Here is an 18,033-nt window from a genome sequence, read left to right as displayed (position 1 = left end):
GGTCGCCGGGCACCGGAGTTCAGGCCTGCAGGCGCGCGTTCTTCGGTAACTGATTGCGCAGGAACGCCATCTGGTCGGCGAGGATGTTGCGGTTCGACAGGATCAGGTGCTCGACCCAGCTCGGCCGGTACGGCACGGCCAGCAGCGGCATGCTCGCCTGCTGCGGGGTCCGGTTGCCCTTGCGCGAGTTGCAGTGGAAGCAGGCAGCCACGACATTTTCCCAGATGTCGCGCCCGCCCTTCGACACCGGCATGACATGGTCGCGGGTCAGGTGCGGCCGGCTGAAGTCGTGGCCGCAGTACATGCACAGGTAACCGTCGCGCGCGAACAGCGCGGCGTTGGTCAGGGCCGGAGTCGGGTCGAGTGCGTGGGTGCGGGCGTGGCTGCGCGCGGCGACGATCGGATGCAGCTCGATGACGCTCTGCTCGCCGCTGATCCGGTTGATGCCGCCGTGCACCTGCAGGCAGGGATCTCCCAGGGTCCAGGCAACAGCGCCGCGAACGTATAGGCAGGTTGCGTCCTGCCAGCTCATCCAGTCGAGGACCCGGCCATGCGCATCAAGGGAGAGCAGTCGAACCGCGTTGAGCCGGTCGAGTGCGGGGCGCGGAGCGAAGGAGGGAGTGTCCGGACCCAGGTTGGATCCAGTTCTGACCAGACGAAGCGTTGTTCTATCGGTCTCCATTTGGAAACCAGCTTATACGCCTTTGTTTACATTTTGTGTACCTGCCGGCGTGACTGCGGCTGAGGAAGCCCGCAGTCGAGGTTCGCTGTGAAGCGGCTGTCGACGTCAGGCGACGTCGACAGCCAGCTCGGGCAGGCCCGCCACGCCGCTGTCGATCGCGGCCGCATGGGACAGCGTGCGCGGCAGGATGCGGGCGAAGTAGAAATGCGCGGTGGCGCGCTTGTCGTCCTTGAATGCCTGCGACTGCGCCGATGCTTCGGCGGCGGCGACACTGCGCGCCCACCAGTAGGCCAGCACGACATAGCCCGAGTACATCAGGTAGTCGTAGGAAGCGGCACCGATCTCGTCGGGATTGCCGGCGGCGCGCTTGCCGACCTGCACGGTCAACTGCTGCCACTGCGCCGCCTTTTCACGCAGCGGCGCGATGAAGTCGGCCAGTGCGGCGTCATTGCCATGTGCGTCGCAGAACGCTGCCACCTGGCCCAGGAACACCTTCATTCCCGCGCCCTGCAGCTGCATGACCTTGCGGCCCAGCAGGTCGAGCGCCTGGATGCCGGTGGTGCCTTCGTACAGCGTGGTGATGCGGGCATCGCGGGCGAGCTGCTCCATGCCGTGCTCGGCGATGTAGCCGTGGCCGCCAAAGCACTGCAGGGCGTGGTAGGTGCATTCCACGCCCCATTCGGTCAGGCAGGCCTTGACGATCGGCGTGATGAAACCGACCAGGGCATCTGCCTGTTCGCGCTCGGCAGCGTCCGGTGCATGGTGGGCGACGTCGACCTGCAGCGCCGCGTCGTAACCCATGGCGCGGCCGCCTTCGACCAGGGCCTTGCAGGTCAGCAGCATGCGCCGCACGTCGGGATGGACGATGATCGGGTCGGCCGGCTTGTTCGGGTATTTCGGACCCGATGCCGCGCGCATCTGCAGGCGCTCGCGCGAATAGCGCAGGGCGTTCTGAAGGGCGCGGTCGGACAGGCCCAGGCCTTGCAGGCCGACGGCGAGGCGGGCGGTGTTCATCATGGTAAACATCGCCATCAGGCCCTTGTTCGGCTGACCGATCAGGTAACCCTGGGCGCCGTCGAAATTCAGCACGCAGGTGGCCGAGGCGTGGATGCCCATCTTGTGTTCGAGGCTGCCGCAGCGCACGGCATTGGCGTCGCCGAGGTTGCCGTCGCGATCGACGCGGCGCTTGGGCACGACGAACAGCGAAATGCCCTTGCTCCCGGCCGGTGCATCGGGAAGGCGCGCCAGCACCAGGTGGACGATGTTGTCGGTGAAGTCGTGCTCGCCGGCGGTGATGAAGATCTTGGTGCCGGTGATCGCGTAGCTGCCGTCGGCCAGCGGTTCGGCGCGCGTGCGCAGCAGGCCCAGATCGGTGCCGCAGTGCGGCTCGGTCAGGCACATCGTGCCGGTCCAGCGGCCTTCGACCAGCGGCTTGAGGAACGCTTCCTGCTGCCACGCTTCGCCGTGGTGCAGCAGCGCTTCGGTGGCGCCGTGCGAGAGCAGCGGGAAGTTGCCCCAGGCCAGGTTGGCCGCGTCGATCATTTCCTTCAGCGGCACGCCGGCGGCATGCGGCATGCCCTGGCCGCCGAACTCGGCCGGCGAGGTCAGGCCCGACCAGCCGCCGTCGACGAACTGCGCATAGGCCTGCTTGAAGCCCGGCGGCGTGGTGACCTGGCCGGTGGCCTGGTCGAGCTTGCAGCCTTCACGGTCGCCGACGCCGTTGAGCGGCGCCAGCACGGTCTCGGTGAAACGCGCGGCCTCGTCGAGCACCGCGTCGAGCACGTCGCGGGTGGCATCGGTGAAGCCCATGCGCTGGAACTGGGCTTCGGCGCCGAGCACGTCGAACAGGACGAAGCGCATGTCGGCAAGGGGGGCGTTGTAACTGCTCATCGGAAATCTCGTCAGTGGGGGCGAAGGTGATCCGGTCGCAGGCAACGGCTTGCCGGCATCACCGCAATGAAAGGATCAGCGCAGCACGCCGGGCAGGCCGGGGGCGGGGCTCAGCGCACTGGAGCGCTCGACCTCGAAGTCGCGCGGCTTGCCCTCGTCGGGCGTGGCATTGATATGGCCGCTGAGTGCATACGCGAGGCTGCGGCCGCCGGCGAGGGCATCGGCGGCGGCGAGCTTGGCCGCGGCCTGGGGCGCCACCGTAACGGTGATCACGTCGGCCGACTCCGGTCCGATCGACAACCCGGGCTGCGCGCGCAGGTTGCCGGCCACGGTGTCTGCAACCTTCAGCGTGAGGTCGATGGAGTCGAAGCGCATCGGGATGCTGCTGAAGTTTTCGATGCGCAGCTCGGCCGACCAGCTGCCGTCGGCGCGGACGGTCAGTTGCTGGATGCGGGCGGAGGGCTCGGAGACGCGGCGGACGGGGCCGCTGGAACAGCCGGCCAGTACCAGCGCCGCCAGCAGCGACAGCAACAAGGCAAGACCGCTCCAGCGCGAGAGACCACTCCAACGCGCCAGACCACTCCAGCACCCGGTTGCCTCGTTTTTCATGCCGCCGCTCCACCTTGATGGGACGGCGAGCATACTACGGCGCACGGCGGCAGCTGGAGGTGGCGGCTGCAGGAAAAACGGGTCGCCAGGGACCAGGCGGTGGCCAGTTGCCTTGTCAGCTCGTGGCGGGTGCCACGGCGTGGGCGATCAGGGCAAGGGCGGCCACAGCGGCCCAGACAGCCAGGTAACGCAGCACGGCGCGGCGCGCTCGTGCGCTTCTCGATTGGCGCGTCGCGCCAGCCGGTATACGGATCCTGGCAAGCGCACGCTCGCTCACGTTTGTCGTAGCCATAGGGGGAACACGTTTCCGTGGGTACGGCGATGGCGAGAGATTGTGTACCAGAGAAGCTGAAGGAACCCCGGCCCAGCTAATCACCTGCTCAAGGTGACGGTCATCTTTCCATTGCTGAGCGGCGTCCGTGCTATCGCATAAACCGGGCTGCCGGGGCGTGTCCAGAATCGCGCCTGAACCTGGGGCAATGCCATCGGGTTAAGGCGTGAGGGTGGGTAGGGTTTTTCTGACAATGCCTACGCCACATGACCGGCATGTGTCCGCGTCAGCGTCGTCTCGGCGCGACCGTGCGCCGCTTCGCCAACTCGCTGAGCGTGCGCAGCAGCCCCATCTCGCTGGACAGGGCCAGGTCGTAGACCAGCTCACCTTCGATGCGGGCGTCGCGCCGCCAGACGCGGGCATGGCCGCCCAGGGCCAGGTCGGAGGCCATCACCAGGGTCCGGTAGCGCGCGCTGCGCAGGGCCGACTCGTGGGCGCGCCAGTGTTCTTCGACGAAGTCGCCGCGACCCTGCAGGATCGCCCGCGCCGGACTGCCCGGCATGTCCTCGCCGTGGGCCAGCGCCGGCGATACCGCCAGCAGCAGATGGGCGGTGTCGTGGGCCAGGCTGGCGCGCTCCTCGGCGGTGTAGCTCTGGTCGCGCCGCAGCAGGCCGTCGGCGCGTTGCTGGCAGGCGGCGAACAGCTGCGACAGGGGCCGGTCGAGGTAGGGATTGGACCCGGCGAAGGGGGCGGGTCGCGGCCGGACAGCGGCGGTTCGCCCTTCCAGGTGGCCGTGCAGGACATGGTGGGGGTGGGTCATGGCGGCAGCCTCTACGTCCGCCGTCTCAGGGATCAAGACGCGAACAGATCGAACCTACGCCTCCGGTTGATAGCGCTGCGTCAAAGAACGGGGACCGGCCGTCGCAACGAATGAGACGGCCGTGACGTCCACTCGCGGCAGCCCAGCAGGAGAACACGATGGCACCGCCGTCCCATGCGCTCGCTTTGAACCGTGACACCGACGAGCGCAGCATCGCGTTGCGCGAGGACGGCCGCCCTGCCGCCGACAGTGGCCTGCTTGCCCAGGCACTGTCGCGGCGCTATGCCGGCCGCATCACCGGCAGCTTCACCCTTCCCGGCAGTGACGGATGCTACGCGCCGTTGCCGCCGGACCTGCCGCCGGCGCTGGCGCGGGCCCTGCACGCACGCGGGATCGAACGCCTCTACAGCCACCAGGCGCAGGCCTGGGACGCCGCGCAGCGCGGCGACAACGTCGCCATCGTCACCCCGACCGCGTCGGGCAAGTCGTTGTGCTACACGCTGCCGGTAGTGGCTGCCGCGATGAATTCCCGGGCCAAGGCGCTGTACCTGTTTCCGACCAAGGCATTGGCGCAGGACCAGGTGGCCGAGTTGCTGGAGCTCAACCGTGCCGGCGATCTCGGCGTCAAGGCATTCACCTTCGATGGCGATACGCCAGGCGATGCGCGCCAGGCGATCCGCCTGCACGGCGACATCGTCGTGTCGAACCCGGACATGCTGCACCAGGCGATCCTGCCGCACCACACCAAGTGGGCGCAGTTCTTCGAGAACCTGCGCTATGTGGTGATCGACGAAGTGCATACCTATCGCGGCGTGTTCGGCAGCCATGTCACCAACGTGCTGCGCCGGCTCAAGCGCATCTGCGCGTTCTACGGCGCGCGGCCGCAGTTCATCGTGTGCTCGGCGACCATCGGCAACCCGCAGGCGCACGCCGAAGCGTTGATCGAGGATCGCGTGCAGGCGATCACGGAGTCCGGCGCACCCACCGGCGACAAGCACGTACTGCTGTGGAATCCGCCCGTCGTGAATGCCGACCTTGGCCTGCGTGCGTCGGCGCGGTCGCAGAGCAACCGCATCGCCCGCATCGCGATCAAGTCGGGGCTGAAGACGCTGGTATTCGCGCAATCGCGGCTGATGGTCGAGGTGCTCACCAAGTACCTCAAGGACGTGTTCGACCACGATCCGCGCAAGCCGCCACGAATCCGCGCCTACCGCGGCGGCTACCTGCCGAGCGAGCGGCGCGACGCGGAACGCGCAATGCGCGATGGTCGCATCGACGGCATCATCTCGACCTCCGCGCTCGAGCTCGGCGTCGACATCGGCAGCCTCGACGTGGTGGTGCTCAACGGCTATCCCGGCACCGTCGCCGCGACCTGGCAGCGCTTCGGCCGTGCCGGCCGGCGCCAGCAACCGAGCCTGGGGATCCTGGTCGCGAACTCGCAACCGCTGGACCAGTACATGGTGCGGCATCCGGACTTCTTCGCCGACAGCCCGCCCGAGCACGCGCGCACCGCACCGGACCAGCCGCTGATCCTGTTCGACCACATCCGCTGCGCGGCCTTCGAGCTGCCGTTCCATGTGCGCGAGATGTTCGGGCCGATCGAACCGGAGGTGTACCTGGAAGCGCTGGCCGAATCGGCCGTCGTCCATCGCGAAGGCGAGCGCTGGGAATGGATCGCAGACAGCTACCCGGCCAACGCGGTGTCGCTGCGCTCGGTCGCCGATGGCAACTTCGTCGTGGTCGACCGCACCGATGGCCGGCAAACGATCATTGCCGAAGTCGACTACTCTGCCGCGGCGCTGACGCTGTACGAAGGCGCGATCCACATGGTGCAGTCCACGCCATACCAGGTTGAGCGCCTGGACTGGGAAGGACGCAAGGCCTACGTGCAGCGCACACACGTGGACTACTACACCGATTCGATCGACTACACCAGGCTGAAGGTGCTTGAGCGTTTCGACGGCTGCGCCGCGGGGCAGGGCGATGCCAGCCACGGTGAAGTGCACGTGGTGCGCCGCGTGTCGGGCTACAAGAAGATCCGCTACTACACGCACGAGAACATCGGCTACGGGCCGGTCAACCTGCCCGACCAGGAACTGCACACCACCTCGGTGTGGTGGCAGTTGCCGCAGGCGACGCTGCTGGCCTGGTTCGCCAGCAAGCAGGACGCGCTCGATGGCTTCCTTGGCGCCGCGTACGCGCTGCACATCGTCGCCACCGTGGCGGTGATGGCGGATGCGCGCGACTTGCAGAAGGCGGTGGGCAACGGCGATGGCGCCTGGTTCGCCAGCAGCGACCAGGGCGGTCGCGGCACGCTGCGTGGCGTAGAGGGCGCCAGCATCGAGCTGGCGGACGTGCAGCAGTTCGTGCCGACCGTCTACCTGTATGACAACTTCCCCGGTGGCGTTGGCCTGAGCGAGCCGCTGTGGCGGCGCCAGGAGGAGCTGGTCGTCCGCGCGATGGAACTGGTCGAGCGCTGCGACTGTCGCAGCGGTTGCCCTGCCTGCGTCGGCCCGATCCTGGCGGCCAGCGAGGAGGGCGAGGGCACCACGCCGAAGGCGCTGGCGCGACGCGTGCTGTCGCTGTTGATCGATGCGCGCGAGTTGGAATCCGACGGCGCGGGCGAGGTGGCGCGCGCATGACGGTCACCCTGGAAAAGCTGCGCGCGCTGCGGCGCCAGGCGGGCGAACCGACAGGCCAGCATGGAGCAGGCGAGCGCGTGTTGCCGCAGGGATTATTCGCCGCCCCACGCTCGGGCGCGGGGCGGCCGGATCCCGCCGTCCAGCTCGATGCGCTGCGGCAAATGCTGGGCGTCCGCCAGCGTCACCTGCCGGCGGCGGTCGTCTCGCGCGACCGCAGCGTGCCCGGCATCGAGATCGAGCCTGGCCTGTTCCTGGCCGAATCGACGCGGCCCATGCACGCGCCGCCTTCGATGCCATTGACGTTCGCCAAGCGTGAAGACGCGGTGGATACCGATGCTCTGCTGTTCTTCGACACCGAAACCACGGGCCTGGCCGGCGGCACCGGCACGCGCGCCTTCATGATCGGCGCCGCCGACTGGAACGGCGGGACGCTGCGCATCCGCCAGTTGACCATCACCACGCTCGCCGCCGAGCCGGCGATGTTGCGCACCTTCGCCCAATGGCTGTCACCGCGCACCGTGCTGTGCAGCTACAACGGCCGTTGCTACGACGCCCCGTTGCTGAAGACGCGCTACCGCCTGGCGCGGATGGGCGATCCGATCAGTGCACTCGATCATGTCGACCTGCTGTTCCCGACCCGGCGCCGTTACCGCGGCGTCTGGGAGAACTGCCGGCTGGCCACCATCGAACGCGAGGCCCTGCGCATCGTCCGCGAAGACGACCTGCCGGGCTCGGAAGCGCCGGCGGCCTGGCTGTCTTTCCTGCGCGGCGGCTCCTCGCACAACCTGCGGCGCGTGGCCGAGCACAATCTGCAGGACGTGGTGACGCTGGGTCGGTTGTTCGTGCATCTGGCGCAGGCGGCGTAGTCGCGCCAGCGCCGCTGTGATCAGGTCAGGATGAAAACCGACGGCACCGGGCCGGTCAGCCACACGCCGTTGTCGGCCAGGTAGAACTCGTGGCCCTGCTGGTGCATGCGCCTGGATTCGATCGTCAGCACCACCGGGGTCCCATGGCGTTGCCCGACCTGCGCCGCGGTGGCGATGTCCTCGGACAAGTGGACGTGATGGCGCATGCCAGGACGCAGGCCCTCTGCGCGAATCGCTTCGAGGAAGCGCGTGGCGGTGCCATGGAACAGCCACTCCGGCGGTAGTACGGGTTCGCGCTGGATGCCGACGGTATCGGTCGAGTGCCCCTGCACCGCGCGGATGCGCCGCCCGTCGCTGGACAAGGCGAATCGCTGCTTCTCGTTGCCGTCGACCACCGCGCGGATCACGCGCACGTCGAGCGGATGCCCGGCCTTGTGCGCGCTGGTGATCAGGTCGTCGATGTCGGCCCAGCCTTCGCGGTCGAGCGTCAGGCCGATGGCGCCGGGCGCGTGGCGCAACACGTAACTGAGGTATCGGCTGGTGTCGGTAAGTCTTCTGCGCATGTTTCCACTGCTATTCGAATTAGGTTGGCTCAACGGCCGTCATGCGGCTCGCAGCCGACATCAGACACAGCTGCCCGCCGTCCGATGGCGCTTGCGCGGCCGGACCTCGATGGCAGTGGTAGTCGCCGTTCTTGCGGTCGGTATGGCGGCCGTTCTTGTCGAGGCCACCGCCGTGCGCGAGCGCGGTTTGCCAGCCCGACGCTGTTGCCAGCGCGAGCAGGGCGAAAACGAGAGGTCGCATACAGTCCCCCAACTGTAATGTGACGACGGTTCGAATCTAGCAGCCCGGCGCGATGCGCTGGGAGACTGCGATCCGAGAAAAAGTCGCGGTCGCCCGGGCGTTCCGCTATTCAGCTAACGACGGGTGATACGGCGCATCGAGAAAAGCAAAGACCCTGCAAGGTCCAGCCCTGCAGGGTCCGTGTTCCACCTGGCACGGGAAGGCGCGCGAACTTCCGCTCAGTCGTAACCCCAGACCTTGAGGTCGGCCGTCTGCGCATTGCCGAGGATCTTGTACTGGACCGTGACCGACTTCAGCCGCGCCTTCAGGCCCGGTGCGTTGTTCGGTGCGGTCTGGCCACCGGACTTGAGCGTGCCGACATTCGACAGCTTGTCGTCGGGGCGGTTGTCCCAGTGCAGCACGACGGACGAGATCTGCACGTCCGCGCCGTCGACAGACAACTTGATCTGCTTGACGTCCTTCTCCCAGCGACCGCCGGAGCTCTTGATTTCCACGCTCGGGTCGGCGGCCTTGATCGTCTGCTGGCCGAGAATGAACCACTCGTCGGCAGCGATGGCGCTGCTCATGCCGATGATGCCGGCGGCGGCCACCACGGCGGACGCCACTAGAAAGCGGAACTGCGTCTTCATTGACGTTTCCTCGTTGTTCCCCGGTTGGTCCCTGGATTCTTCGCCCGCACCGAAAAGCGTAGTGGCAGCGAGGCGCAACGCGCAGGCTATCGGCCGGTGCGTTACCGGGGGGTCAAGGACGGGGGTGTGGAATCGGCAATAATTCCAGCCACCCATCGCGTCGCTGAGGGATACCCCGAAGCGATCTCGCTCACGCACCATGATGCCGTGCAATCCCTGGAGGCTTCCCGTGACCCCAACCATCACCGCCTTTGCACGCTCACCCGATCGCGGCAGGGGATTGGCGCGCGACACGCGCGTCCGCTGGGCGCTGGAAGAAGCAGGTCAGCCTTACGAGGTCCGTCTTGTTTCGTTCGAGCAGATGAAGGGGCCGGCGCATCTCGCGCTGCATCCGTTCGGGCAGATTCCGACCTATGAGGAAGGCGAGCTGGCCCTGTTCGAGACCGGGTCGATCGTGCTCCATATCGCGCAGCGCCACGCCGGCCTGCTGCCAGACGACGCGAATGCACGGGCACGCGCGATCACGTGGATGTTTGCTGCGGTCAACACGATGGAGCCGCCGATCCTCGAGCGCGAAACCGCCAGGCTGCTTGAGCGTGACAAGGCCTGGACCGAAGAGCGGATGCCGGGAATCGAGGATCGTATTCGCAACCGGCTCGGCCAGTTGTCCAGGCGGCTGGGCGATGCCGAGTGGCTCGATGGGGAGTTCAGCGCGGGCGACCTGATGATGGTGGCGGTGCTGATGAGGTTCAAAGCGTCGTCGGAAATGCTGGAGGAGTTTCCGAACGTGTTTGCCTATGTGGCTCGTGGCCAGGCGCGGCCGGCGTACAAGCGGGCGTTCGAGGCACAGTTGGCGGTCTTCACCGGAATGGCGCCCGCGGGTTAGATGCGTTCCATGCTTGTCCGTTCACATTACGTTTGACACTGCGGCCGCCAAGTTGCCGGCGCATAGACTGCGCCCTGCGCCTAGCCGGCATTCGAAGATCCCCCCATCGTGCACAGTTCCTGGAAGTTCGCCGCTGTCGCCCTATTGATCTGGATCGCAATATTCGTTTATGGCGCCGAAGGCACTGCCGTTTCGACGCGGACGCATCCAACTGCGGACCAGTCGCGCCACCCACCGGAGCTGGCGGCAGCATCGGGTTCAGGCTTGGATAATGCACAGGCGCCTTCCGGAAGTCCTAACGTCCAAACCGATCTCGCGAACCTGACAGCGACCTTGTATCCAAGGTCAGAAGGCGGAGACGGCAACGCTTCTCAGCAGATTGCATCCGCGTATCAAGAATGTTGGCTATATGCCATGAATCCAATTGGGTTCACGGAGGACATGCGAAATCGCGGCAAGTTGCGTCCTGACCTCGCCACGAAGATCGCTCAGGCCAGCGAGATCACCAGCGATCGTTGTGATGGTTTCGCGGGTAAGAAGATAGGCCCGTCCGCAATCAATGCAATGCTTGAGCGGGCCGCCCGCCAAGGAAATATGGCGGCGCGCACCGAACTTTTCGTCCAGAACGCCATACTCAAAGGCGCCACCAGCGAACAGATCAAATCTGCGGCAGTCGACGTGCTCGCCTCCGGGGATCCCGACGCGTTTGCCGCCATTGCACCGTTAATGGGAGCGCCAAGCGCCGGCGACCTTCAAGCTCTTCAGCCGATCCCAGCTGGATCTCCTGTGTCAGAAGCCGCCTGGAATATTGCCGCGTGCCGCCTCGGACGTCAGTGCGGCCCCGATAGCCGTGCCGTGCTGCAAATGTGCTTAGGCGGCGGGATCAATTGTGAGCTCAGGGACATTCAATCCTTTTATGAGCAGGTCGTGCTGCCTCCTGCTGACATCCCAAAACTTAGGCAGCTTGTAGGACTACTGACGCAAGGAGCGAAGCAATAACGGGGAAGAAGGCGAAGTCTCGGAGCTGGTTGCTGGTCGCGAGTTTGATTGCAACAGGCGTAATTGCAGGTTCGGTTTCAATCGATGGAAGATCCTCTCCGTATCGTGAGCTGACAAATGTCCGCGAAACGTCTAAGGCATCTGATTTTGACATCAGAACAGCCGGACTATCCCAGGCGGCAGCGACATATCGGTTGCAGAACGGGACTGGCTCATTGCCCGCAAACAGCAAGCAACTTCGACATGACTTGGCCAGACGGGACCAAGGACAGGGCCTACGTCATCACTCCCTTCAGTACGGTTGGGTCAGTCCCGACGCCCGAAGGTGATCATTGCCTCAATGATGACGATTGCGGCGTCAACAAGCAGCCGAAATAGTAGTAAAGGCGATGCGGCCTTCGGGGCGCATCGCGCTTTCCCATCGCGGGCTGCTGGGCTCAGTCCCCAAAGGCGCCAGCGATCAGCCCCTCATCGTGCCGCCGACTCCAACACGCTTCGGGCGAGTCCCCACAGACCCAGGGCAGTCCCGAGTGAGAAGAGCACCTCGCGCTAACTCCGCCAAGCGCAATTAGGGCAAGCCGCCGCTTTTCGCCGCAGCCGACTGAGCTATTTGTGCCCTGAGCCTCCGGGCATTCGTCACCGCCCAGCGCTCGACCCAAGCGACCGCAACGGCCTCACTCGGCGCGTTGGCCTTGCGCTCCCGCTTCACGTCCAAATGCCGGTTGACCGTCGTCCGCCACAGGTCGTTGTGGAAGGCCACCACTGCTACAGCCTTACCGCCGCAGTGCAGCCAACGGGTGGTCGAAGGGCCACTGACGAATCCGCGCTGCCAGGTGATCTCAGGCGGGAGCAGGTAGCGAGTCATGCTCGGGGATGCTACCGATGCAACGCTCACGCGATGAGATGGTGCACGAGGGGCGTCGTTTGCTGCGCCGTGTTACCCCGGTGTTACCCACGGGTCCGGCTGCGCACCAAACGAAAAAGCCCAGTAAAGCCTGAGAGCCTTACTGGGCTTACGTTTAATCATGGTGGCCGGGGAGGGAATCGAACCCCCGACACGGGGATTTTCAATCCCCTGCTCTACCAACTGAGCTACCCGGCCATTCCGCGACGGTCAGGCCGTGCGAGGAGCGGAATGATACGGATCGCGGGCGGGCATGGCAAGCCGGATGTGCGCTGAACGGGTTCGCGCCCGGCTGCAGCGGCGGACGCGGGGCGGTGCAAGATTGTGCTGCGTCCCATCAGGCAGCCCGTGCGCTGCAGGAGACCATCATGAAAGCCGTGCTTCTGGCCTGTCTGGCCATCTTTGTTGCCAGTGCCAGCGCCTGCGCCGCCGAATCCCGCATCACCGATACCGACCGCCTCGCGCTGTACCGCGCCCACGCCGGCGCGCCGGTGTCCAACTTCCAGTACTTCGGCCGCCTCGACGGCTGGACGCCGCTGGGCGATTCCGCACTCGCCGTGTGGACCCGGCCCAGCGAGGTCTACCTGCTTGAACTCAAGGGCACCTGCACGGACCTGGACTTCGCCCAGGCCGTATCGCTGACCAACCAGTCCGGGCGGGTCTACCAGAACTTCGACAAGGTCATCGTGCTGGGCCGGTCGACCAATGGCATGCCGTGCTGGATCAAGGAAATCCGTCCGGTCGATGCCAAGGCGCTCAAGCAGGCCGAAAGCGAGAAGCGCGCCGCGCAGACAGCCGAACGCGAGAAGACCTGACGCCTCAGCTTTCCGGTTCGACGTAGCCTTCGGGCTTGGCGGCGCCGCCGCCGAACAGGAACTTCTCCATCTCGCCTTCGAGGAAGGCGCGGTGCTTGGGATCGAGCGGCGACAGCCGGTTCTCGTTGATCAGCATGGTCTGGTGCGCCAGCCACGCCGCCCAGGCGGGTTTGCCGATGTGGGCAAAGATGCGCTTGCCCAGCTCGCCGGGCCACGGCACAAAGTCCAGGCCCTCGGTTTCGCGCTTCTCGTATTCGCAGTAGACGGTGCGGGGCATGGTCAAGGTTCCCGGACGCTGGTTTCCAGCAGTTTGCGGATCGGTGCTGGAATGCCGATCGCGCCCAGTTCCGCGCGTGCGACCCAGCGCAGGTCGTCATTGTCGCCGATCCGGCTGCGCAGCGCGGTGCCGCGCCAGCGCAGTGGCTGCAGCTGCAGCTTGTAGTGGCTGAAAGCGTGGTCGATGGGCGCGAGCACCTGCGCCCGTGCGTAGTCGCCGGTCAGGTGCTGGCGGAACCAGTCCTGCGCGAGCGCATCGTCCTCGGCTTGCGGCAGTGTCCACAGCGATGCCCAGATGCCGCTGGGCGGCCGCCGTTGCAACAGGATGCGGCCGTCGCCGTCTTCGGCCCACAGCACGTGCGCGTACTTCTGCGGCGGCGTCTTGCCGGGCTTGGGCGTCGGCAGTTCAGCGACGCGACCTTCGCGGCGGGCAACGCAGTCGTCCTGCACCGGGCAGATCACGCAGGCCGGATCGGCACGCGTGCACAAGGTCGCGCCGAGATCCATCTGCGCCTGGGTGTAGTCGGCCATCCGCAGGGGTGGCAGTTGCGCGCGGTCGACGTGGTCCTCGGCCAGCGTCCACAGCTTCTTTTCGACTGCCGGCAGGCCGGGATAACCGTCGATGCCGTGATAGCGGGTGAGCACGCGCTTGACGTTGCCGTCGAGGATCGCGCAACGCTCGCCCCACGCCTGCGAGGCGATCGCCGCGGCGGTGCTGCGGCCGATGCCGGGCAGGGCGGTGAGCGCATCGAGGTCGCGCGGCAGGTCGCCGCCGTGCAGTTCCACGCAGCGCTTTGCCGCCGCATGCAGGTTGCGTGCGCGGGCGTAGTAGCCCAGGCCGGACCACAGCGCGAGCACGTCATCCAGAGGCGCGGCGGCGAGGTCGGGCAGCGTTGGCAGTGCAGCGACGAAACGTTCGAAGTAGGGCGCCGCGGTCTTCACCTGGGTCTGCTGCAGCATGATCTCCGAGAGCCAGACCCGATACGGCGAACGCGGGTGCTGCCACGGCAGGTCGTGGCGGCCGCTGATGTCGAACCAGGCGAGCAGGCGCGCGGGGAACGGATCGGCTTGCAGGGTGCTCATGGCGTCATCGCCTCACCGGGTGTGGGGGCGATGTCGACTTCGACGCCTTCCAGGGTCGTGCCGGCGATCTCGAGCTTCGGGGTGGAAAGATGCCCGGCCAGCGGTGGCAGCGGAGTGCCCTGGTCGATGCTGTCGATCCACTGCAGAATCTCAGGCACACGGAACTGGCCGTCGAAGCGCGTGGCGTCGCGCTGCAGCTGCAGCGCACTCGTGTCCGACAGGTCGGCGCGGCCGTTGTATTCATACTTGAACGGTAGCGCCGACACGGAGGACTCCAGCGGCTCCGGCAGTGCCGGCCACGCCTTCGGCCAGTCGGCGATCAGCCCGTCCAGTCGCAACGCGAGCGTGTCGCCGAACGAGAACGCGCCGTGCGCATGCAGGCTCGGGATCGCGTCGCGGCCACGCAGGGCCAGGCCCAGCGGCGTCATGCCCACTTCGCCCGCGTGCAGGCGCAGTGGTCCGGCCAGGCCGAACACGAACGGCAGGTCCGTCTCGCCATCGCGATAGCGGGCAGCCGCGCCCATGCGGATCACGTCGATGCCCATGCCGTCATTGCCGTCGTGCACGCGTCCGGACAGGACCAGGCGCATTGGCAACGACCACGGTGGCGACTCGACGCCGACCGTGCCGCTGAGGCCGAGTCCGGCGTTGAGAGCGGGGCGGGTCACTGCTGCCTGGAGATCGAACGGCGCGGCGAGCGTGCCGTTGGCGAAGCGACCGCTGATGTGCGCAGCCGTGGCGCGATCGGGATGGAGCGACGGCAGATCAATGGCGAGCGCATCGACCGACCAGCCTTCGCCGATGACGCGGCCGCGCACCACGCGCAGTCCATCGGTAAGCGTGGGAATCCGCGTCTTCGACGGCGGGCGCGCGGCTTGCCAGCGCTGCAGCGCGGCGATGTCGAGTTGCGGCGCATCCACTTCGACGCGGCGCACCGTCAGGTCATTGCCGGCAGCGCGGATCGTCGCCCAGGGAAGTTCCAGTTCGATGCGCTCGGCGCGTAGCAACGGCGTGGGCGCGCCCGGCTGGCGGGCGACCACGTCGCGAAGCTGCAGCATCGGCGTGCCACGCAGGCGGTACTCGCTGGCGCCGGAAGCGGTGATCTCCAGGCCGAGCGTCTTGCCGGCCTGCGCGAGGATCAAGCCGGCGACACGACTGGGCTGCCCGACCCAGCGCAATGCCAGCACGAGCAACGCGAACACCACGACCAGCGCGATCAGCAGGGCATTGCGGCGCGAGGGGCGACGCGGGATGGCGGGTTCCGGCGCGGCCATTCGTGGCGTGGACGGCGTCAGACGCCGAGCGACTCTGGCAGCAGGGCGTCGACGAAGGCTTCGGCGTCGAACACGCGCAGGTCTTCCGGGCGTTCGCCGATGCCGGCGAAGCGGATCGGGATGCCGAACTCGCGCGCAAGCGCGAACACGACGCCGCCCTTGGCGGTGCCGTCGAGCTTGGTCACCACCAGGCCGGTCACGCCGACCGCGGCGTGGAACTGGCGCAGTTGCGACAACGCGTTCTGGCCCGTGGTGCCGTCGATCACCATCAACACCTCGTGCGGTGCATTGACGTCGAGTTTCTGGATGACACGCTTGATCTTGCCAAGTTCGGCCATCAGGCCCTGCTGGGTGTGCAGGCGTCCGGCGGTGTCGGCGATCAGCACCTGGGTGCCGCGCGCCTTGGCGGCCTGCAGGGCATCGAAGGCGACCGAAGCGGCATCGGCATTCTGGCCCTGGGCGACCACCGGCACGCCGTTGCGATCGCCCCAGGCCTGCAGCTGGGCGACGGCGGCGGCGCGGAAGGTGTCGCCGGCGGCGAGCATCAGCGGGCGGTTTTCGTCCTTGAAGCGCTTGGCGAGCTTGCCGATCGTGGTGGTCTTGCCGACGCCGTTGACGCCGACGGTCAGCACCACAAACGGCTTGGCTTCGGTGTCGATCACCAGCGGCTGGGCGACCGGGCGCAGCATCGCCAGCAGGTCGGCGCGCAGGGCAGTCAGCAGCGCCTTCGCATCGGCGAACTCGCGCGCCTTCATGCGCTTGCGCAGCGATTCGATCAGCTGCGACGTGGCGCCGACGCCGACATCGGCGGTGATCAGTGCGGTTTCGATCTCGTCGAGCAGGTCGTCGTCGAGCTTGGGGTTGCGCGAGAACAGGCCGTTGAAGCTGCGCGCGAAGCTGCTGCCGCGCAGGCGGTCGCGCCAGCCGTTCTTGCCCGGCGCAGCGGCAGGGACAACAGGGTGGGCGGCGATGGCGGCTTCGGGCGGCAGGACGGGGGCGACGACTGGCGTCTCGACCGTCGCGGCCACCGGGGCGGCCACCGGGGCGACCTGCGGGGCGGCCTGCGGCAGGGCGACCGGATCGACATCGAGCGCGGCGGCGATGATTTCCGCGGGGACGGGCTCTACGGGAGCGGGCTCTTCGGGTGCGGGCTCTACAGGCGCGGGCTCGGCTTCCTGTGGCGTCGGGAACGCGGCGGCGAGTTCCTCGATGCTGTAGGCGCCTTCGCTTGCGCCCGGCTTTGCCGCTTCGGCTGGTGTCTGGGGTTTCTTGCGGCGGAAAAAACTGAGCATCGAGGGCAATGTCGGCGAATGCGCGAGAATGCACACATGCTAGCACCGGCCCCCTCCCGACCCCGATGAACAAACCGCCCCGTCGCCATCCCACCACTGCCGCCGCGCCGGCCACTGCGGCCCCGGGCAAGGTGCGCCTCATCGGCGGGCGCTGGCGCGGAACGCGTCTCAGCGTTCCGGCCGTGGCCGGTCTGCGGCCGACCTCGGACCGGGTGCGCGAGACCCTGTTCAACTGGCTGATGCCGATGCTGCCGGGCGCACGCGTGCTCGATCTGTTCGCCGGCAGCGGCGCGCTGGGGCTGGAGGCACTGTCGCGTGGCGCCGCCGCCGCGGTGCTGGTCGAGCGCGACCCGGGGCTGGCCGATGCCCTGCGCGCGCTGGCCGCACGCCTGCCCGGGGGCGAGGCCGCGACGGTCGTCCAGGCCGACGCGCTGACCTGGCTGCCGGGCCAGGCCGAGGCCACCTTCGACCTGGCGTTCATCGACCCGCCGTTCGCCGCCGGCCTGTGGGAAGCCGTGCTTCCGATGGTCGTCGCCAGGCTCAAGGCCGACGCCTGGCTGTACGTGGAGGCGCCGCATGACGCAGCGCCGCAATCGCCCCCGGACTGGCGACTTCACCGCGAAGGGCGGACCCGGGAGGTCCGATTTGCCCTGTACCGGCGGGTGGTCTAAGCCACTGTTACACTTCCGTCACCTGTCGACGACCCGAATGACCGTGGCCCGAAACCGAATCGCCGTCTACCCCGGTACCTTCGACCCGATCACCAATGGCCATATCGACCTGGTCGACCGCGCCGCTCCGCTGTTCGAGCGCCTGATCATCGGTGTCGCCGAGAGCCCGGGCAAGAGCCCGGCACTGCCACTGGACCTGCGTGTCGAACTGGCCCGCAAGGCTGTGGCCCACCACGACAATGTCGAGGTCCGCGGCTTCGACAGCCTGCTGGCCCACTTCGTCGATCACGTCGGCGGCGGCGTGCTGTTGCGCGGCCTGCGCGCGGTGTCGGACTTCGAATACGAGTTCCAGCTGGCCAGCATGAACCGCCACCTGATTCCGGAAGTCGAGACGCTGTTCCTGACGCCGGCCGAACAGTACGGCTTCATTTCCTCTTCGCTGGTGCGCGAGATCTCCCGCCTGGGCGGCGACGTCTCCGGTTTCGTGCCGCCGGCGGTCGCCACCGCGTTGCAGGCGCAATGGCAACGCAACCACCGTTGATCGATCGCAACTGCGCCAAGACGGACGCGATCGAAGCATCCAGATCCTCCACCTGCTCCACCATTGAAATTCCACCAGC

Annotated in this window: 18 protein-coding genes, 1 tRNA gene and 1 pseudogene; 7 read left to right on the top strand and 13 right to left on the bottom strand. The window is 67.2% G+C overall.

The annotated features are described in order from the left end of the window. Nucleotides 1-19: 19 nt before the first annotated feature. From AB4Y64_RS04030 to AB4Y64_RS04015, 4 genes are all read right to left on the bottom strand, one after another. Nucleotides 20-682 (bottom strand): HNH endonuclease, encoded by a 663-nt coding sequence (locus AB4Y64_RS04030; protein ID WP_441815129.1) that lies wholly within the window; start codon nt 680-682, stop codon nt 20-22. Between the two features lie 105 nt (nt 683-787). Then, the gene (locus AB4Y64_RS04025; protein WP_441815128.1) at nt 788-2,572 is read right to left on the bottom strand and encodes an acyl-CoA dehydrogenase C-terminal domain-containing protein; all 1,785 of its coding nucleotides are present in this window, start codon (nt 2,570-2,572) and stop codon (nt 788-790) included. Nucleotides 2,573-2,647: 75 nt separating this feature from the next. Continuing rightward, nucleotides 2,648-3,181, bottom strand: a complete 534-nt coding sequence (locus AB4Y64_RS04020; RefSeq protein WP_441815127.1) for an LEA type 2 family protein — start codon at nt 3,179-3,181, stop codon at nt 2,648-2,650. 557 nt (nt 3,182-3,738) lie between these two features. Beyond that, nucleotides 3,739-4,272, bottom strand: a complete 534-nt coding sequence (locus tag AB4Y64_RS04015; RefSeq protein WP_441815126.1) for a hypothetical protein — start codon at nt 4,270-4,272, stop codon at nt 3,739-3,741. A gap of 158 nt (nt 4,273-4,430) precedes the next feature. On the opposite strand from AB4Y64_RS04015, the gene AB4Y64_RS04010 reads away from it, so the two are divergent. Together AB4Y64_RS04010 and AB4Y64_RS04005 are read left to right on the top strand one after the other, a co-directional pair. Next, nucleotides 4,431-6,914: a DEAD/DEAH box helicase gene (locus tag AB4Y64_RS04010; protein ID WP_441815125.1), complete on the top strand. Its 2,484-nt coding sequence runs from the start codon at nt 4,431-4,433 to the stop codon at nt 6,912-6,914. A gap of 152 nt (nt 6,915-7,066) precedes the next feature. Further along, nucleotides 7,067-7,780 (top strand): annotated as a pseudogene (locus AB4Y64_RS04005) (ribonuclease H-like domain-containing protein); the annotation flags it as partial. A gap of 20 nt (nt 7,781-7,800) precedes the next feature. On the opposite strand, the gene AB4Y64_RS04000 reads toward AB4Y64_RS04005, so the two are convergent. The 3 genes from AB4Y64_RS04000 to AB4Y64_RS03990 form a co-directional block, all read right to left on the bottom strand. Beyond that, the gene (locus AB4Y64_RS04000) at nt 7,801-8,343 is read right to left on the bottom strand and encodes an RNA 2'-phosphotransferase (RefSeq protein WP_441815124.1); all 543 of its coding nucleotides are present in this window, start codon (nt 8,341-8,343) and stop codon (nt 7,801-7,803) included. A gap of 19 nt (nt 8,344-8,362) precedes the next feature. Then, the gene (locus tag AB4Y64_RS03995) at nt 8,363-8,584 is read right to left on the bottom strand and encodes a YHYH domain-containing protein (protein WP_441815123.1); all 222 of its coding nucleotides are present in this window, start codon (nt 8,582-8,584) and stop codon (nt 8,363-8,365) included. 218 nt (nt 8,585-8,802) lie between these two features. Then, nucleotides 8,803-9,213 carry a hypothetical protein gene (locus AB4Y64_RS03990; RefSeq protein WP_441815122.1) on the bottom strand — a complete coding sequence of 137 codons (411 nt, stop codon included), beginning with the start codon at nt 9,211-9,213 and terminating at the stop codon, nt 8,803-8,805. 229 nt (nt 9,214-9,442) lie between these two features. On the opposite strand from AB4Y64_RS03990, the gene AB4Y64_RS03985 reads away from it, so the two are divergent. Then, complete coding sequence (locus AB4Y64_RS03985; protein ID WP_441815121.1) at nt 9,443-10,099, top strand: glutathione S-transferase family protein; 657 nt, start codon at nt 9,443-9,445, stop codon at nt 10,097-10,099. A gap of 108 nt (nt 10,100-10,207) precedes the next feature. Further along, entirely contained in the window at nt 10,208-11,098 is an 891-nt protein-coding gene (locus AB4Y64_RS03980; RefSeq protein WP_441815120.1) for a hypothetical protein, read from the top strand. A 568-nt stretch (nt 11,099-11,666) separates the two neighbouring features. Here the strand turns inward: AB4Y64_RS03980 and AB4Y64_RS03975 are convergent. Next, nucleotides 11,667-11,963, bottom strand: coding sequence for a hypothetical protein (locus AB4Y64_RS03975; protein ID WP_441815119.1), 297 nt, complete (start codon nt 11,961-11,963; stop codon nt 11,667-11,669). 161 nt (nt 11,964-12,124) lie between these two features. Then, a tRNA-Phe gene (locus AB4Y64_RS03970) sits at nt 12,125-12,200 on the bottom strand. A gap of 170 nt (nt 12,201-12,370) precedes the next feature. On the opposite strand from AB4Y64_RS03970, the gene AB4Y64_RS03965 reads away from it, so the two are divergent. Then, the gene (locus AB4Y64_RS03965) at nt 12,371-12,817 is read left to right on the top strand and encodes a DUF6491 family protein (protein WP_441815118.1); all 447 of its coding nucleotides are present in this window, start codon (nt 12,371-12,373) and stop codon (nt 12,815-12,817) included. A gap of 4 nt (nt 12,818-12,821) precedes the next feature. Here the strand turns inward: AB4Y64_RS03965 and AB4Y64_RS03960 are convergent, their stop codons facing one another. Genes AB4Y64_RS03960 through ftsY form a run of 4 tightly spaced genes read right to left on the bottom strand, consistent with a single transcriptional unit; the run spans nt 12,822 to nt 16,742 of the window. Then, on the bottom strand, nt 12,822-13,094 hold the full coding sequence (locus AB4Y64_RS03960; RefSeq protein ID WP_441815117.1) for an oxidative damage protection protein: 273 nt from the start codon (nt 13,092-13,094) through the stop codon (nt 12,822-12,824). Between the two features lie 2 nt (nt 13,095-13,096). After that, nucleotides 13,097-14,176, bottom strand: a complete 1,080-nt coding sequence (gene mutY / locus AB4Y64_RS03955) for an A/G-specific adenine glycosylase (protein ID WP_441815116.1) — start codon at nt 14,174-14,176, stop codon at nt 13,097-13,099. Next, a complete protein-coding gene (locus AB4Y64_RS03950) occupies nt 14,173-15,450 on the bottom strand; it encodes a hypothetical protein (RefSeq protein ID WP_441815115.1) in 1,278 nt (425 codons plus the stop codon). Before AB4Y64_RS03950 ends, mutY begins: the two co-directional genes overlap by 4 nt. A gap of 17 nt (nt 15,451-15,467) precedes the next feature. Further along, nucleotides 15,468-16,742 carry a signal recognition particle-docking protein FtsY gene (gene ftsY, locus AB4Y64_RS03945; protein ID WP_441815114.1) on the bottom strand — a complete coding sequence of 425 codons (1,275 nt, stop codon included), beginning with the start codon at nt 16,740-16,742 and terminating at the stop codon, nt 15,468-15,470. 65 nt (nt 16,743-16,807) lie between these two features. On the opposite strand from ftsY, the gene rsmD reads away from it, so the two are divergent. Both rsmD and coaD read left to right on the top strand, forming a co-directional pair. Further along, nucleotides 16,808-17,413: a 16S rRNA (guanine(966)-N(2))-methyltransferase RsmD gene (rsmD, locus tag AB4Y64_RS03940; RefSeq protein WP_441815113.1), complete on the top strand. Its 606-nt coding sequence runs from the start codon at nt 16,808-16,810 to the stop codon at nt 17,411-17,413. A 37-nt stretch (nt 17,414-17,450) separates the two neighbouring features. After that, nucleotides 17,451-17,954: a pantetheine-phosphate adenylyltransferase gene (gene coaD / locus AB4Y64_RS03935; RefSeq protein WP_441815112.1), complete on the top strand. Its 504-nt coding sequence runs from the start codon at nt 17,451-17,453 to the stop codon at nt 17,952-17,954. Nucleotides 17,955-18,033: the final 79 nt, after the last annotated feature.

The sequence above is a fragment of the Lysobacter sp. TAF61 genome, from assembly GCF_052113485.1.
In the GTDB taxonomy this organism is placed as follows: domain Bacteria; phylum Pseudomonadota; class Gammaproteobacteria; order Xanthomonadales; family Xanthomonadaceae; genus Lysobacter_J.
Note: the sequence above shows the minus strand (reverse complement) of the source record. Positions and strands in the feature narration are given on the sequence as shown.

What these genes read in the sequence shown, in the direction of transcription:
- rsmD (WP_441815113.1), top strand. Translation starts at nt 16,808, where the DNA reads ATGAACAAACCGCCCCGTCGCCATCCCACCACTGCCGCCGCGCCGGCC.
- mutY (WP_441815116.1), bottom strand. Translation starts at nt 14,176, where the DNA reads ATGAGCACCCTGCAAGCCGATCCGTTCCCCGCGCGCCTGCTCGCCTGG.
- AB4Y64_RS03975 (WP_441815119.1), bottom strand. Translation starts at nt 11,963, where the DNA reads ATGACTCGCTACCTGCTCCCGCCTGAGATCACCTGGCAGCGCGGATTC.
- AB4Y64_RS04030 (WP_441815129.1), bottom strand. Translation starts at nt 682, where the DNA reads ATGGAGACCGATAGAACAACGCTTCGTCTGGTCAGAACTGGATCCAAC.
- coaD (WP_441815112.1), top strand. Translation starts at nt 17,451, where the DNA reads ATGACCGTGGCCCGAAACCGAATCGCCGTCTACCCCGGTACCTTCGAC.
- AB4Y64_RS04015 (WP_441815126.1), bottom strand. Translation starts at nt 4,272, where the DNA reads ATGACCCACCCCCACCATGTCCTGCACGGCCACCTGGAAGGGCGAACC.
- AB4Y64_RS04025 (WP_441815128.1), bottom strand. Translation starts at nt 2,572, where the DNA reads ATGAGCAGTTACAACGCCCCCCTTGCCGACATGCGCTTCGTCCTGTTC.
- AB4Y64_RS03960 (WP_441815117.1), bottom strand. Translation starts at nt 13,094, where the DNA reads ATGCCCCGCACCGTCTACTGCGAATACGAGAAGCGCGAAACCGAGGGC.
- ftsY (WP_441815114.1), bottom strand. Translation starts at nt 16,742, where the DNA reads ATGCTCAGTTTTTTCCGCCGCAAGAAACCCCAGACACCAGCCGAAGCG.
- AB4Y64_RS03950 (WP_441815115.1), bottom strand. Translation starts at nt 15,450, where the DNA reads ATGGCCGCGCCGGAACCCGCCATCCCGCGTCGCCCCTCGCGCCGCAAT.
- AB4Y64_RS04020 (WP_441815127.1), bottom strand. Translation starts at nt 3,181, where the DNA reads ATGAAAAACGAGGCAACCGGGTGCTGGAGTGGTCTGGCGCGTTGGAGT.
- AB4Y64_RS03965 (WP_441815118.1), top strand. Translation starts at nt 12,371, where the DNA reads ATGAAAGCCGTGCTTCTGGCCTGTCTGGCCATCTTTGTTGCCAGTGCC.
- AB4Y64_RS04010 (WP_441815125.1), top strand. Translation starts at nt 4,431, where the DNA reads ATGGCACCGCCGTCCCATGCGCTCGCTTTGAACCGTGACACCGACGAG.
- AB4Y64_RS03990 (WP_441815122.1), bottom strand. Translation starts at nt 9,213, where the DNA reads ATGAAGACGCAGTTCCGCTTTCTAGTGGCGTCCGCCGTGGTGGCCGCC.
- AB4Y64_RS03995 (WP_441815123.1), bottom strand. Translation starts at nt 8,584, where the DNA reads ATGCGACCTCTCGTTTTCGCCCTGCTCGCGCTGGCAACAGCGTCGGGC.
- AB4Y64_RS04000 (WP_441815124.1), bottom strand. Translation starts at nt 8,343, where the DNA reads ATGCGCAGAAGACTTACCGACACCAGCCGATACCTCAGTTACGTGTTG.